The organism is Paraburkholderia sp. SOS3, from assembly GCF_001922345.1.
In the GTDB taxonomy this organism is placed as follows: Bacteria; Pseudomonadota; Gammaproteobacteria; order Burkholderiales; family Burkholderiaceae; genus Paraburkholderia.
The window spans coordinates 250,850-266,377 of sequence record NZ_CP018811.1; the positions used below are offsets into that span (position 1 = coordinate 250,850).

Here is a 15,528-nt window from a genome sequence, read left to right on the forward strand (position 1 = left end):
CCTTTTAGGGAAGCCCGGTTTGGATACTAGGTTTGGCGGAATGCGTCGAGGGTTTGTTTGATTCACCTACGGCGGAATTCGACTGCGGCACACAGGCTGAACCACCCGACAGGTCGGTCTGTCCTCAGGCGACACGACAAAACAAAAAGCCCGGCCAATAGACCGGGCTTTCTGCTTGAATTTATTGGTGGGGCGTGAGTGACTCGAACACTCGACCTACGGATTAAGAGTCCGCTGCTCTACCAACTGAGCTAACGCCCCAACGAAGAGCGAGATTATGCAGCATTTTTCCGCACTTGCCTAGCCCTTTCCAAGGTCGCAAAAGCGAAAAAACCCGCGAAACGCGCTTTCGCTGCAGCGAAGCCCCACCCAAAGCGGGCTCAGCGCTTAAAAACGCGCGTGCACAATCGTCCCGGTATCATTTGCCACTCGCGCTGCGCCGCACGCACTGCGTATCTCCGAGGGCCGGACCAAGGACGAAAGATGGACGAAAGCGCAGTTCAGGAATTGCTCAACCGGGTACTCGCGCCCTGGGTGCGCGCGGTCGGTCTCGCGCCCGTGAACGCCAATGACGAAAGCGCGACGCTGCGCTTGCCGTTCTCCGGCGAACTGCGTCACAGTGGCGGCGTGATTTGCGGACAGGTTTTCATGGCAGCCGCCGACGCCGCGATGGTCGTTGCCATCTCGGCGGCGCTCGGCGGCTTCAAGCCGATGACCACCGTGTCGCTCAACATCAGCTTCATGCGCGCGGTACGCAAAGGCGATGTGCTCGTCACCGCGCGCGTGCTCAAACTCGGCCGCAATCTCGTGTTCGGTGAAGTCGAACTCGTCGACGAAGACGGCAAAATGGCGGTCCATGCAACGACGACGCACGCGTTGCCCGATTGATGCGAGAGATCGAAGTTACGCGAAGCTACCGATTGATTCCGCGCACAACACCACAACCAGACCGATGTTCGATCAAGTCGTATTCGCAGGCGGCGGCAATCGCTGCTGGTGGCAAGCGGGTTTCTGGGACATCGTTCAACCTGAGTTGCACATCCGTCCGCGCGTGATCGCGGGCATTTCCGCGGGCGCGGCCACCGCGTGCATGCTGTACACGCGCGACGCCGAATGGGTCATGCGCTACTACGAGCACGCGCTGCGCGACAACACGAAGAACGCCTATTGGGGCAATCTGTTGCGCGGCCGATCGGTGTTCCCTCACTACCGCATCTATCGACAGGCACTGCTCGACATCTACGGCGAAAATTTCGGCAAGCTTGCGCACGCGCCCGAGATTCGTGTCGGCGTATCGCACCTGCCGCGCTGGCTCGGCGCGCGCAGCGCCGTCGCCGCAGGATTGATCGCGTACAACATCGAGAAATACGTGCGCAAGACACTGCATCCGACGCTCGGCCAGACACTCGGCTTTCATCCGGAATTCGTGCGCGCACAAGATTGCGCGAGCGTCGACGATCTGGCCGACCTGGTCCTGCAATCGTCTTGCACGCCGCCGTTTACGCCTGTATTGCGGCGCAATGGGCGGCCGGTGCTCGACGGCGGCATGGTCGACAACGTGCCGGTCGGCGCGCTCGACGAAGCGTCAGGCGACGTGCTCGTGATGGTGACGCGTCTCTATCCGAGGCCGCGGATGTTCGTTGTGCCGCACGGCAACCAGCGGCGGCTCTACGTGCAGCCGTCCCGCAAAGTGCCGATTTCGAGCTGGGATTACACGAGAGCGTCGCAGATGCAGCACGCCTACAACCTCGGACGCGCCGACGGCGAGCAGTTCCTGCAACACTTGCCGCAACTGCTCGGCGCCGCAACACGCGATTGACGTCGCCTGGATCGACGTCGCTTACTTTCGCCGCACGAGCTGCAACGCTTGCGGATTCGCGACACTCGACGTGTCGCCTTGATCGAACGCGAGTATGTTCTTGAAGGCCGCGCTGAAGTACAGCTCATAGCTTTCGCGCTCCACGTAGCCGATGTGCGGCGAGCAGATCACGTTCTCCATTCGCAGCAGGCTATAGCCCTGCAAGATAGGCTCGCTTTCGTAGACGTCGATCGCGACCATCCCCGGCCGGTTGTGCGCCAGCGCGCCCAGGAGCGCGTTTTCCTCGAGCAGTTCGGAGCGGCTCGTGTTGACGAGCAGCGACGTCGGCTTCATGCGCATCAGGTCTTCCTGCTTGACGATGCCGCGCGTCTCGTCATGCAGACGCAGATGTAGCGAGAGCACATCGCTTTGTTCGAAGAACGCCTCGCGGCTTTCCGCGACGTTGTAGCCGTCTGCTTTCGCAGCCTCGCGCGTATGCTCGCGGCCCCAGATCAGCACGTTCATTCCGAACGCCTTGCCGTAACCTGCAACGAGCCGCCCGATCTTTCCATAGCCCCAGATGCCGAGCGTCTGCCCACGCAGCACCTGGCCCAGGCCAAAATTCGGCGGCATCGCCGACGTCTTGAGCCCCGACTGTTGCCACGCGCCCTGCTTCAGATTCGCGACGTACTGCGGGATGCGACGCTGCGCAGCCATGATCAGCGCCCACGTCAGTTCAGCAGGCGCGATCGGCGAACCGACGCCTTCGAGCACCGCGATGCCGCGCTCGGTACACGCATCGAGATCGATATGGCTCGACGCCTTGCCCGTCTGGCTGATCATGCGCAGATGCGGCAGCTTGTCGAGCAGTTGCGAATTGATGCGCGTGCGTTCGCGAATCAGCACGAGCGCATCGACTTCCGAGAGGCGGCTCGCGAGTTGACCGAGTCCGCGCACCGTGTTGTTGAAGACCTTGACATCGTGGTCGGCGAGCAGTTGAAAACAGTCGAGTTTACGGACAGCGTCCTGGTAATCGTCGAGGATGGCAATCTTCATGGCGAGAGTGTTTTGCGGCGCACCATCAGGGTGCGGAACGGAAACCGGCGCTTGCATGTCCCACGTGTGCTGTAGGGAACATGCCGGGCTTGATAGATGCTTTACCGTACAGACGCCGCCCTTTTGCACGGTCGCATTACGCGCGTCGTGACGTTCGTCGTGCAACTCGACGGCAGCTTCGTATGACGGAAAACATAACTGACCTCGTTTTTAACAGTTTGTTGCATGTCCGCGCAAGCCGCTTTACAACCCGTTTCATCGCGGCGAGGCGATGGCGGATCGACAGCGGACCCCATGCGGGACCACACGCGGTGCAACACGCTGATGGCCTTTGCGACCTGCGGGATCGCGCGCCACGCATGACGCGCTGATGCGCCGGTGTCGTGCGTGGTCGATGCGTCGATCGCGCTCCGGTATTGCGCCGTTTTGACAAGGCGCAATGCGGCGTCGCTGGGCGTGTACCGTTTTCAATTACTTTTCTAAAACGGAGACAGCTCAATGAATCATCCCGCGTTCAAGGCAGGCCAATCCACTCAGGTCGACGTGCATGCGCCTGCATGGGTTAGAAACCGCAAACTGATCGAATGGGTGCAGCGCATCGCCGCGTTGACGAAGCCGGCGCGCATCGAGTGGTGCGACGGCTCGCAGGAGGAATACGACCGGCTGTGCGCACAGATGGTCGAAGCGGGCATGCTGCGCAAGCTCGATCCCGCGAAACGCCCGAATTCCTATCTCGCGTGTTCGGACCCGTCGGATGTCGCGCGTGTCGAAGATCGCACGTTTATCTGCTCAAAGCATCGCGAAGATGCGGGCCCGACCAACAACTGGATCGAGCCTGGCGAGATGCGTACGACGCTCGACGGTTTGTTCGACGGCGCGATGCGTGGCCGCACGATGTACGTCGTGCCGTTTTCGATGGGACCGCTCGGCTCGCCGATCGCGCATATCGGCGTTGAACTCAGCGATAGTCCGTACGTGGTCGCCAATATGCGCATCATGACGCGCATGGGACGCAAGGTCTACGACGTGCTCGGCGAAGACGGCGAGTTCGTGCCGTGCGTGCATTCGGTCGGTGCGCCGCTCGCGGATGGCGCGCAGGACGTGCGCTGGCCATGCAACGATACGAAGTACATCGTGCATTTTCCCGAGGCGCGCGAGATCTGGAGCTATGGCTCCGGTTACGGCGGCAACGCGCTGCTCGGCAAGAAATGTTTTGCATTGCGCATCGCTTCGACGATGGGCCGCGACGAGGGGTGGCTTGCCGAACATATGCTGATCCTCGGCGTCACGTCGCCGGAGGGCCGCAAGCACTACGTCGCGGCCGCGTTCCCATCCGCGTGCGGCAAGACCAATTTTGCGATGCTGATTCCGCCAGAGGGACTCGACGGATGGAAGATTTCGACGATTGGCGACGACATCGCGTGGATCAAACCCGGCACCGATGGACGTCTTTACGCGATCAACCCGGAGGCCGGCTATTTCGGCGTCGCGCCGGGCACGAGCGAGAAGACGAACTTCAATGCGATGGCGACGCTGAAGGAGAACGTCATTTTCACCAACGTCGCGCTGACCGACGACGGCGACGTCTGGTGGGAAGGCATGACCGACACACCGCCCGCGCATCTGATCGACTGGCAAGGCAACGACTGGACGCCTGAACTCGCAAAGGAATCGGGCCGCAAGGCCGCACATCCGAATGCGCGGTTTACTGCGCCCGCCTCGCAGTGTCCATCGGTCGATGCCGATTGGGAGAATCCGGCGGGCGTGCCGATCGATGCGTTCGTCTTCGGCGGCCGGCGCTCGACGACGGTGCCGCTCGTGACGGAAGCGCGCGACTGGGTCGAAGGCGTTTACATGGCCGCGACGATGGGCTCCGAGACGACCGCGGCCGCGGCGGGCAAGCAGGGCGTCGTACGGCGCGATCCGTTCGCGATGCTGCCGTTCTGCGGCTACAACATGAGCGACTACTTCGACCACTGGCTCAAAACCGGCGCGCGCCTCGCGAAGCTCAATACGCCGATGCCGAAAATCTTTTGCGTGAACTGGTTCCGCAAGGGGCCGGACGGCAAGTTCGTCTGGCCAGGCTTCGGCGAAAACATGCGTGTGCTGCAATGGATGGTCGGCCGTATCGAAGGCAGCGCGGCCGCGGTCGAGCATGCATTCGGGTTCTCGCCGCGTTACGAGGACATCGACTGGAGCGGTCTCGATTTCACGCGCGAGCAGTTCGAGCAGGTGATTTCACTCGACGACGCCGCCTGGAAAGCCGAGCTCGCGCTGCACTCGGACCTCTTCGAGACGCTGCAACACGGGTTGCCGGTCGCACTCAAAGATACGCGCTCGGCATTGGAGCGAAAATTCGCCGCGTAGGCCGCGATCGTTTTGGTGCATGACGGGTGACCGCGAGTCATCAAAGCCGCCCTCGGGCGGTTTTTTTTCGCGCCCGCAAGACTTCCCTGTTTTCTTTGCGCTTTCGTGGAACAAAGCAGCCGCTTTCGCTGTTCACGTCTATGCAAGCCGCTTCGATGCATCGCAGCATATTGTTTCGAATCGCGGAACAATCCCTCACCCTGCATTCCGCTTACGAATATGATGGTGCGAATTTTCATTAAAAATGGTCGAAGTTGGGCAACTTCTGCACGTTTTCCCTAGTCGTAGGAGAATTCCAAATGTGCTTCCGGCCTCACCTTCGGATGGAAGCGGCAACACAGCAGGAGAGTCGTCAATGGATCATTTGCAGTCGATGAGAGTATTCGTCAGAGTGGCGGATCTCGGCAGTTTCGCCCGCGCGGCTAGCGCGATGGATATTTCGAACGCAGTCGCCACCCGTCATGTCGCGGATCTCGAAGGCCGTCTAGGCACGCGGCTGCTCAACCGCACGACGCGCAGCCTGTCGCTGACCGAGTCGGGCCAGGTCTATCTCGAGCGCGCCCGCCAGATTCTGGACGAGCTCGAAGACGTCGAGCAGATGGTCGTTGCGCGCAACCACGAGCCGGTCGGCACGCTGAGGATCGTCGCGCCTGTCGTGTTCGGGCTGCACAACCTCGCGCCGGTGCTCCAGACCTATGCGGAACGGTACCCGAAGGTCATTCCCGACGTGACGCTCGTCGACCGCCAGGTCGACCTCGTCGAAGAAGGTTTCGATGTCGGTGTCGTGATCGCGCGGAATCTGCGCAGCGCAAGCATCGTGACGCGGCGCCTGACTACGGGCTGCATGACCGTCTGCGCGACGCCTGCCTATCTGGAAAAACACGGTACGCCAACGCGGCCCGAACAGCTGCTCGAGCACCCGTGCCTTTCGCTGCCGTCCGAGTATTGGGGCGACGAGCGCGTGTTCACGGGCCCGGACGGCGAAGTGCGCGTGCGGCCGACCAATGTGATCGTCGCGAACAACACCGAAATGCTGCGGCAGTTCGCGCTGCTGGGCATGGGTATCGCGATCCTGCCGAGCTACCTGATCGGCCGCGACACGACGCGCGGCAAGCTCGTGCGTCTGCTGAGCGACTACCGGTTGCCGCAGGTCGAGATCAATATCGCCTATCCGAGCCGTCGCCATTTGCCGGCCAAGGTGCGTACGTTCATCGACCATCTCGTCGAGCACTTCAGCCAGACGCCGAACAGCCTGCTTGGCGAGCAATGGATCAAGGACGGGCTCGAACCCGTGCCGCTATCGTCGGCGATGCACGACGCGGGTGCGACGGTCATGGCTCCGGAAGCGTTTGATGGCGCGGAGCCGCTGTCCGCGTTGCTCGATAGCGAGCTTGGGCCGAAGAAGCAGCCGCCGGGCGTGCATCATCGCGCCCGGGGCGCTCTCCCGTCGCGTCTGGTGCGTTGACCGGACGCAAACGTGCCTGAGGGGTGCGACATGTTGACGCACCCTGCATGAGCGGTTTTGTAGGGTAGTTGTATGAAAAAGCGCAGCCGCGTTAGCGGACTGCGCTTTTTTGTTGCGGTGCGTTTTCGCGTCGAACGGCTGGCGGTCGCCGTGGGTCGGCGACCTTACCTTACGATTTACGAGCCTGTTTTTCGCGCCGTCGTTTTCGCAGCCGGCTTCGCCGCTGTTTTCTTCGCAGGCGCCTTCTTTGCCGCCGCTGTCTTGACTGCGGCACCCTTCGCCGCGGTCTTTGCCGATGGCTTTTCGGCCGTTGCGACTTCGGTATCTCCGCCTTCGTCGTTTGCCGCATCGGCGCTGCCGCCTGCCGCTGCCTTTGCGCTTGCCGCCTTCGCCGCAGCCTTTGCCGACGGCTCTTTCGGCTCCTTCTTCTCGAATTCGAAACCGATCTTGCCGTCGCTCTGTTTGACGAGGAACGCCTTGAAGTTGCGGCCCGTGCGTGACGACTTGAAGTTCGTCAGCAGATCGGTGCGACCGCCTTCCAGCAGTTTCGCCATCTGTTCGCGCGCGATCTCCTGCTGCAGGATCACCTTGCCCGAGCGGAAGTCACAGGTCTTCGGATTGGCGACTGAGTTCTCGCAGACATAGCTCATGCCGTGTTCGTACACGCGCGCGTGGCACTTCGGACACGCGCCGACCGGTTCCTGTGCGGAGAAGTCCGGCGGCTCGCCGTCCTCGCCGCCTTGATCCTGGCCGAAGTCGAATTCGAGCTTGAAATTCTTGATCTCGTCATCGAACGACAGCTTGAGGATGGCCGAGAACGGACGGCCCATCTTGCTGCGGAACCCGGAAAGCGGTCCGATTTCCTTCTTTTGCAGCAGTTCTTCGACTTCGGGAATCTCGAACTGCCGCCCGCCCGGGATCTTCGAGATCGAGAATTCGCACTTCGTGCAGGCGAAGCGCCGGTAGTTCTCTTTCACCTGGCCGCCGCAATGCGGGCAAGGCGTTTCGAGCGTCGCGTAGTCGCCGGGGATCGTGTCCGAATCGTATTCCTTCGCGCGCTTGACGATGGTCTGCGTCATGCGCGCGATTTCCTGCATGAACGCATCGCGCTGCAGATTGCCGCGCTCCATCTGCGAAAGCTTGTATTCCCATTCGCCGGTCAGTTCGGGCGCGGTCAGTTCCTTGACGTCGAGGCCGCGCAGCAGCGTCATCAACTGGAACGCCTTCGCGGTCGGGATCAGTTCGCGGCCTTCGCGAACCAGATACTTCTCGCCGAGCAGACCTTCGATGATCGCCGCGCGCGTGGCCGGCGTGCCGAGGCCCTTCGCGGCCATCGCCTCGCGCAGTTCGTCGTCTTCGACGAGCTTGCCCGCGCCTTCCATGGCCGACAGCAGCGTCGCTTCGTTGTACCGCGCGGGCGGTTTCGTGACCAGTTGCTGCGCGGCGATCTTGTCCGTCTTCACCTTCTCGTCTTTCTGCACGGGGACGAGATTGGCGTCTTCGCCTGACGTTTCCTTGCCGTACACCTGCAGCCAGCCCGGTTCGACGAGCACCTTGCCTTCGGTCTTGAAATGATGGCCGACGACTTCCGTGATACGCGTCGTCACCTTGTACTCCGCGGCCGGGAAGAATACGGCGAGAAAGCGCTTGACGACGAGGTCGTACAGCTTCTGCTCGGGCTCCGACAGCGACTTCGGCGCTTGCAGCGTCGGAATGATGGCGAAGTGATCGCTGATCTTCGAATTGTCGAAGATGCGCTTGTTCGGCTTCACCCAGCCCTTGTCGAGCACCTGCTTTGCGAACGGCAGATAGTTGTTGCTCTCCTTGAGCATATCGAGCGTGCTCTTGACCGTCTCCAGATAGTCTTCAGGCAGCGCGCGCGCGTCGGTACGCGGGTAGGTCAGCACCTTGTGCCGTTCGTACAGCGCTTGTGCCAGCCCGAGTGTGTTTTTCGCCGAGAAGCCGAAGCGGCCGTTCGCCTCGCGCTGCAGGCTCGTCAGGTCGAAGAGCGCCGGCGATAGCTGCGTCGACGGCTTCGATTCTTCGCTGACCGTGCCGATCTGGCCGCGGCACGCCGCGACGATCGTTTCGGCCGCCGGCAGGCTCCAGAGTCGCGAGTCGCGCTTTTCCGGATCGAATTCGTCCCGCTTGAACTTCGGATCGAACCATCGGCCTTCGTAGAAGCCTGACGCGCAGACGAACTCGGCCTTGACTTCCCAGTAATCGCGAGGCACGAAGCGGCGAATCTTTTCTTCGCGTTCGACGACGATCGACAGCGTAGGCGTTTGCACGCGGCCGACCGTGGTCAGGAAAAAGCCGCCGCCCTTGCTGTTGAACGCGGTCATGGCGCGCGTGCCGTTGATGCCGACCAGCCAGTCGGCTTCCGAGCGGCAGCGCGCGGCATCGGCGAGCGGCTGCATTTCTCCGTCGCTGCGCAGATGCGCGAAGCCGTCGCGGATCGCCGCGGGCGTCATCGACTGCAGCCACAGGCGCTGCACGGGCTGCTTCGCTTTTGCGTACTGCGTGATCAGGCGGAAAATCAGCTCGCCTTCGCGTCCCGCGTCGCATGCGTTGATCAGCCGGTCGATGTCCTTGCGCTTGAGCAGCCGCGTGAGCACCTTGAGCCGCGACTCGCTTTTTACGATCGGATTCAGGTCGAAATGCGGCGGGATAACGGGTAGATGAGCGAAGCTCCACTTGCCTCGTTTTACTTCGTATTCTTCGGGCGCGGCGATCTCGACCAGGTGGCCGACCGCCGACGAAATGACGTACTCGTCGCTTTCGAAATACTCGTCATGCTTGGTAAAGCCGCCCAAAGCGCGCGCGATGTCGTTCGCGACGGATGGCTTTTCGGCGATGATCAGTGCTTTGGACATGACTAATGTGAGTGGGTGAATGCGGGCGCAACCTCGGCGGCGCTGTTTTTTGACGCTCGTTCGCTTTCCCGGTTGCGTGTCTGCGGTTGGCGTGCCCGCGGTCGTGTATCTGCGGCTACGTACCTGCAGTCACGTACCCGTGGTTACGTACCATGGTTACGTACCTATTAACGACCGCTTTATAGCACACGCCGACGCGGCGGCAACCAGTGCCTGAAAAAAGCGGCCCATCATAATTGCGCGCCCGGGTATTGGGCAAGCGTCGCACAAGCCGGTCCCGCGCCTTTCGCAAATCGCATGCCGCCATGCTCGAGCCGACGCGCAAACATCTACTGCCGGCGGTGTCGGCCCTATTCAGCTTACGCCACGAGATGCGCGCGCCACCTAAACCGCGGCCAGCGCGGGCCTCAACTTCGGTGCACCGGTCACGCCCGGCAGCGCCGTCAGATCGACGAGCATACGTTCGACGATGCCCGGCTGCGGCAGCACAGTGCCGAAAAAGCGCGTCGTTACCGCGTCTTCGATCAGGATGGTCGGGAAATTCTCCACGTCCAGATCGTCGAAACGGTCCGCATGCGTTTCGATGTCGATCCATGCGAAACAGATGTCCGGATGCCGGTCGGCGATCGCGTCGAAGGCCGCCTGGTAGTCCCGGCACGTACCGCACCACTGCGCGCACAGACACGCAACGAACAACGTTTCGCGGTCGTTGACACGCTCTGCGATCCGGTCGTGGTCGGTGTCGAGGTTAAGCGCGGGCATGGGTATTCCTTGAGACACGTGTTTTCGTAAGCGATTTGGCGCGAATGTAGCATGGCGCGTCACTGGCCGTGGTCGTGGCCGAAGCGAGCGCGGACGTACCGCCCGCCCGGCAGCGCCGTCAGATGGCCCGACAGTTCTAGCCGCAGCAGCGTGCCCTGGAGCGCCGTATCGTCCATTTCGGTGCGCGCGGCGAGGATTTCAAGCGTCGCTGGCGCGTAACCGAGTGCGTCGAGCAGCCGTTGCGCGTCGGGCGGCAGCACGGATGGCGGTGCAAGCGGCGGTATCAGCGGCGGTATCAGCGGTGGTACAAGCGGTGGCGCGACGGCGTCTTGCGCTGGCAACGGCAGGCTGGCCTGGCGGGATTGAAAGACAGAATTCGCCTTCGCCCTCGCCCTGGTCCTGGCCGCATCGCCGGCTTGCATAGGCGGCGCGGGCTCAGGTGCCGGCGCGACGCCGAATTCCTCCAGCACATCTTCCGGCGATTCCACGAGCTTCGCGCCCTGTTTAATCATGCGATGGCAACCGCGCGACAAAGGCGCGTGGATCGAGCCAGGTAGCGCGAACACATCTCGCCCCATTTCGTTTGCGAGCCTCGCCGTGATCAGCGAACCCGATCGCATCGCGGCCTCGACGATCAGCACGCCATTGACGAGGCCCGCAATCAGCCGGTTGCGTTGCGGAAAATGCGCGGGCCGCGCTGGCGTGCCGAGCGGCCATTCGGACAGGATCGCGCCGTTCGTCGCGATTTCGTGCGCAAGCTGTTCGTGTCCCGGCGGATAGACGACATCGGCGCCCGTTCCGATGACCGCGACGGTACCGGTCCGACCCGACAAGGCGCCGCGATGCGCGGCCGCATCGATGCCAAGCGCGAGTCCCGACACGACGGCGAGGCCTGCGTCCGAAAACGCGCGGGAAAAGCGTTTCGCGTCCTCCGCGCCTTGCGGCGTCGCGCTGCGGCTACCCACGACGGCGACGCTGCGCGTATGCAGCAGCGCGAGCTGTCCCTTTACATATAGCAGCGGCGGCGGATCGGGCATTGTCAGCAGCAGGGGCGGATAGGCCGGGTCGTCGAGTGCAAGCAGCGTGTTGCCGGGCTGGGCGCGCCATGCGAGCACGGCGTCCAGCTGCGCCGCGAAGTCCGCGCCCGGCGTTCCGAGCACGGCGCGCGCCGCCCCCTCGTTCGTCACGCGTGCAAGCGACTCGAATGATTGGCCGAGCACGGCCTCGGGCAGGCCGAAAGCGGCGAGCAGCGCGCGCAGCGCCGCGGGTTTCAGGCCCGGCGCCATGGTCAGCCGCAGCCAGGCCGCTACTTCACGATCGGCTTTCACTATCGATTTCATTGAAACGTCTAACCTCCAGCGCGGCCACCATGCGCGGTCGCCATGCTAAAATTTTCATGATCCGAAATAATTCGACGCAAACAAACGGTGATGCCGCGTTTTCGCGCACGAACCTGTCGATTCGGGCCCGCATTCCGGCTGTTCTTCGCGTGTCGTTTCGGCCCCTCGCTCGTTGAATCGAAAGGCTTCTGTCGCTATCTATCCTCTGCGCATGCCGGGAGGCTGACAAGCTAGCCGAACGGCCAATTGCGCGACATCCGCGTCCGTGGCGGCGCTTCACTGAACCTGATGACCATGGCTTTACTGAACATCCTCAATTACCCGGACAAGCGCTTGCACAAGGTGGCGAAGCCCGTCGAGATCGTGAACGACCGCATCCGCAAGCTCGTCGCCGACATGGCCGAAACGATGTACGCAGCGCCGGGCGTCGGCCTCGCCGCGACGCAAGTCGACGTGCACGAGCGCGTGATCGTGATCGACGTGTCCGATACGCACGACGAACTGCGCGTCTTTATCAACCCCGAAATCGTCTGGTCGAGCAACGAGCGCAAGACATCGGAGGAAGGCTGCCTGTCGGTGCCCGGCATTTACGACAGCGTCGAGCGTGCCGAGAAAGTGCGCGTGCGCGCGCTCGACGAAAAGGGCGAAACGTACGAGATCGACTGCGAGGGCCTGCTCGCCGTCTGCATCCAGCACGAGATGGATCACCTGATGGGACGCGTCTTCGTCGAGTATCTGTCGCCGCTGAAGCAGACGCGCATCAAGTCGAAGATGAAGAAACTCGCGCACGCGATGTGACGCGCGCGTCCCGCTTCATCGTTTCGACTTTGTCTCGCACCGTTTCATCAGGACGCTTCCGCTCATGAGCCATTCGTTGCGCGTTATTTTTGCGGGCACGCCCGAGTTCGCGGCCGCGGCGCTGGCGGCGATCCATCAGGCCGGCTTCGCCGTGCCGCTCGTGTTGACGCAGCCCGATCGGCCTGCCGGACGCGGCATGAAACTGCAGGCGAGTGCAGTGAAGCGCTATGCGTCGGAGCACGGTCTCGCGGTCGCCCAACCACCGTCGCTGCGCCGTAACGGCAAGTTTCCGGCTGAAGCGACGGCAGCAATCGATCTGCTGCGCGCGACGCCGCACGATGTGATGGTAGTCGCCGCGTACGGACTGCTGTTGCCGCAGGAAGTGCTCGATATACCGCCGCACGGCTGCATCAATATTCACGCTTCGTTGTTGCCGCGCTGGCGCGGCGCGGCGCCGATCCATCGCGCGATCGAGGCCGGCGACATCGAAACCGGCATCACGCTGATGCAGATGGATGCGGGCCTCGATACTGGCCCGATGATCGCCGAAACTCGCATCGCGATTCATGACAACGACACCACGGCAACCCTGCACGACAAGCTCGCTGATGCGGGCGCGCGATTGATCGTCGAGGCGCTCGCGACACTCGAACGCGACGGCAGCTTGCCCGCTACGCCGCAGCCCGAAGCGGGCGCGACGTACGCGGAAAAAATCGGCAAGCACGAAGCCGCGCTGGACTGGCGGCGCACGGCGGACGAACTTGCGCGCCAGGTGCGTGCGTTCGATCCGTTTCCAGGCGGCGCGGCGACGCTCGACGGCGCGCCGCTCAAGATCTGGTCCGCTGCCGCGGTACCGTCGCCGCGTGCCTCAGCGGTGCCCGGCACGATTCTCGACGTCTCGCCCGAAGGCGTTGTCGTTGCATGCGGCGATGGCGCACTGCGCGTGACGCAACTGCAAAAGCCCGGCGGCAAACGTCTGCCGGCTCGCGAATTTCTGGCGGGTTCCACGCTCGCCGCCGACCAGCGCTTCGAGCAGTCGGACGAACCGGGCCGACAATAACAGGCTGCGCCGCGCGCCGCCATCGTCCGTTTGGCCGACTCGCGCGGCGCTATAGCCGCGCGTTAGAATCGTCGACGCAACATGCCATTTTTCGAGGCTTTCATGTTCGGCATCACCCACTTTGGTTTCTTTCTCGTCGCCGTTTTCCTGCTGAACGTCACGCCGGGTCCCGACACCGCGTACATCGTCGGCCGCAGTGTTGCGCAGGGGCGCGCGGCAGGACTGATGTCGGCGCTCGGTATTTCCGCCGGTTGCTGCGTGCACGCGCTCGCTTGCGCGTTCGGCCTGACGGCCGTGCTTGCTGCGTCGGCCACCGCGTTCACGGTAATCAAGTTCGTGGGCGCGATCTATCTGATCTATCTCGGCGTACGGCTTGTGTTCGCGAAGCAGGCGGCGAGCACGCCGGCGCCCGGCACAGCGGATGCCGTCGGCGAGCGGCGCACGTCGGCCGCTGCACCGAAGTCGATGCGCCAGTTGTTCCTGCAAGGCTTCATGACCAACGTGCTGAATCCGAAGGTCGTGCTGTTCTTCGTGTCGTTCTTTCCGCAATTCGTCAGCGCGGGCACCGATCACAAGGTCATCGCATTCCTCGCGCTCGGCGTCGTTTTCGTACTGATGAGCACCGTGTGGAACAGCTTTGTCGCGTGGGTGGCCGGCAGCGTCACGCGCCGTTTCTCCGGCAAACCGGGCGTCAAGAAGTGGCTCGACCGTGTGGTGGGCAGTGCGTTTGTCGGGCTGGGCGTGAAACTCGCCACGGCGTCGCGCTGATTGAATTTTTCCGGTATGCCCAAATCTAACAGTTCGCTTACAATCATTCGCCGTTATTGATGGCATGAAATGGGGTCTCGCAAGATCCCGCGTTCCGGGCAAGGAGTACTGGATATGTTCAACTGGGTTAAAACCGCGATGTTGATGGCCGCGATCACGGCGCTCTTCATCGTGATCGGGGGCATGATCGGCGGGCAGCGCGGCATGATGATCGCGCTGCTGTTCGCGCTCGGCATGAACTTCTTTTCGTATTGGTTCTCGGACAAGATGGTTCTGCGCATGTACAACGCGCAGGAAGTCGACGAGACCACCGCGCCGCAGTTTTACCGCATGGTGCGCGAACTCGCCACGCGCGCGAGCCTGCCGATGCCGCGCGTCTATCTGATCGACGAAGACCAGCCGAACGCCTTCGCGACGGGCCGCAATCCGGAGCACGCGGCGGTCGCGGCTACCACCGGCATTCTGCGAGCGCTGTCGGAGCGCGAAATGCGCGGCGTGATGGCGCATGAACTCGCGCACGTGAAGCATCGCGACATTCTGATCTCGACCATCTCGGCAACCATGGCAGGCGCGATTTCCGCTCTGGCGAACTTCGCGATGTTCTTTGGCGGCCGTGACGAAAATGGCCGGCCCGCGAATCCGATTGCCGGCATAGCGGTCGCGCTGCTCGCGCCGATTGCTGGCGCGTTGATCCAGATGGCGATTTCGCGGGCGCGGGAATTCGAAGCGGACCGCGGTGGTGCGCAGATTTCCGGCGACCCGCAAGCGCTCGCGTCGGCACTGGACAAGATCCATCGTTACGCGAGCGGCATTCCGTTCCCGACCGCGGAAGCGCATCCGTCTACCGCGCAAATGATGATCATGAATCCGCTGTCTGGCGGCGGCATCGCGAATCTGTTCTCGACTCACCCGTCAACCGAAGAGCGCATCGCGCGGCTGATGGAGATGGCTCGCACGGGCCGCTTCGATTAATACAGCGTCCGCGCGGCATCGGCGTTTCGCGATCGCGTCGGCCTTGCTGCAACCGCTGCCTGTCGGTCCATGCCAGCGCCGATGCTGGCGCGAACGACATCGGGCGAGTCGCGTCACGGCTCGCCCGATTTGCAACTGGCGCCCGCTCCTGGCTCCACTTCGCTTGCCGCCAACTCCACGCCCAGGCGCCCGCGAGCCTGTCTTCAGCCCCTCGAGCACAAACGAAGCCGCGCAGCCCCACTGTTGCTGATCGCGCACACATGCGC

General features: G+C 62.7%; 12 protein-coding genes and 1 tRNA gene. 8 read left to right on the top strand and 5 right to left on the bottom strand.

The features are described 5' to 3' along the window. Nucleotides 1–185 precede the first annotated feature (185 nt). Nucleotides 186–261 (bottom strand) — tRNA-Lys (locus tag BTO02_RS01110). Between the two features lie 222 nt (nt 262–483). Between BTO02_RS01110 and BTO02_RS01115 the strand changes: the two genes are divergently transcribed. Continuing rightward, nucleotides 484–888 (top strand): PaaI family thioesterase, encoded by a 405-nt coding sequence (locus BTO02_RS01115; protein ID WP_075155451.1) that lies wholly within the window; start codon nt 484–486, stop codon nt 886–888. Nucleotides 889–952: 64 nt separating this feature from the next. Further along, nucleotides 953–1,819 (top strand): patatin-like phospholipase family protein, encoded by an 867-nt coding sequence (locus BTO02_RS01120; RefSeq protein WP_075155452.1) that lies wholly within the window; start codon nt 953–955, stop codon nt 1,817–1,819. Nucleotides 1,820–1,840: 21 nt separating this feature from the next. Here the strand turns inward: BTO02_RS01120 and BTO02_RS01125 are convergent, their stop codons facing one another. Continuing rightward, the gene (locus tag BTO02_RS01125) at nt 1,841–2,854 is read right to left on the bottom strand and encodes a D-2-hydroxyacid dehydrogenase family protein (protein ID WP_075158505.1); all 1,014 of its coding nucleotides are present in this window, start codon (nt 2,852–2,854) and stop codon (nt 1,841–1,843) included. 498 nt (nt 2,855–3,352) lie between these two features. Between BTO02_RS01125 and BTO02_RS01130 the strand changes: the two genes are divergently transcribed. After that, nucleotides 3,353–5,221 carry a phosphoenolpyruvate carboxykinase (GTP) gene (locus BTO02_RS01130; RefSeq protein ID WP_075155453.1) on the top strand — a complete coding sequence of 623 codons (1,869 nt, stop codon included), beginning with the start codon at nt 3,353–3,355 and terminating at the stop codon, nt 5,219–5,221. A 355-nt stretch (nt 5,222–5,576) separates the two neighbouring features. Further along, nucleotides 5,577–6,686, top strand: a complete 1,110-nt coding sequence (locus BTO02_RS01135; RefSeq protein WP_075155454.1) for a LysR family transcriptional regulator — start codon at nt 5,577–5,579, stop codon at nt 6,684–6,686. Between the two features lie 176 nt (nt 6,687–6,862). On the opposite strand, the gene BTO02_RS01140 is transcribed toward BTO02_RS01135, so the two are convergent. The 3 genes from BTO02_RS01140 to dprA form a co-directional block, all read right to left on the bottom strand. Continuing rightward, on the bottom strand, nt 6,863–9,562 hold the full coding sequence (locus BTO02_RS01140; protein WP_075155455.1) for a DNA topoisomerase III: 2,700 nt from the start codon (nt 9,560–9,562) through the stop codon (nt 6,863–6,865). Nucleotides 9,563–9,946: 384 nt separating this feature from the next. Further along, the gene (locus tag BTO02_RS01145; RefSeq protein ID WP_075155456.1) at nt 9,947–10,324 is read right to left on the bottom strand and encodes a thioredoxin family protein; all 378 of its coding nucleotides are present in this window, start codon (nt 10,322–10,324) and stop codon (nt 9,947–9,949) included. 59 nt (nt 10,325–10,383) lie between these two features. After that, nucleotides 10,384–11,664: a DNA-processing protein DprA gene (dprA, locus tag BTO02_RS01150; RefSeq protein ID WP_075155457.1), complete on the bottom strand. Its 1,281-nt coding sequence runs from the start codon at nt 11,662–11,664 to the stop codon at nt 10,384–10,386. A 294-nt stretch (nt 11,665–11,958) separates the two neighbouring features. Between dprA and def the strand changes: the two genes are divergently transcribed. From def to htpX, 4 genes are all read left to right on the top strand, one after another. Then, nucleotides 11,959–12,462, top strand: a complete 504-nt coding sequence (def, locus tag BTO02_RS01155; protein WP_075155458.1) for a peptide deformylase — start codon at nt 11,959–11,961, stop codon at nt 12,460–12,462. 64 nt (nt 12,463–12,526) lie between these two features. After that, entirely contained in the window at nt 12,527–13,522 is a 996-nt protein-coding gene (gene fmt / locus BTO02_RS01160; protein WP_075155459.1) for a methionyl-tRNA formyltransferase, read from the top strand. Nucleotides 13,523–13,624: 102 nt separating this feature from the next. Next, a complete protein-coding gene (locus BTO02_RS01165) occupies nt 13,625–14,290 on the top strand; it encodes a LysE family translocator (RefSeq protein ID WP_075158506.1) in 666 nt (221 codons plus the stop codon). Between the two features lie 114 nt (nt 14,291–14,404). Further along, complete coding sequence (gene htpX, locus BTO02_RS01170) at nt 14,405–15,262, top strand: zinc metalloprotease HtpX (protein WP_075155460.1); 858 nt, start codon at nt 14,405–14,407, stop codon at nt 15,260–15,262. Nucleotides 15,263–15,528 lie beyond the last annotated feature (266 nt).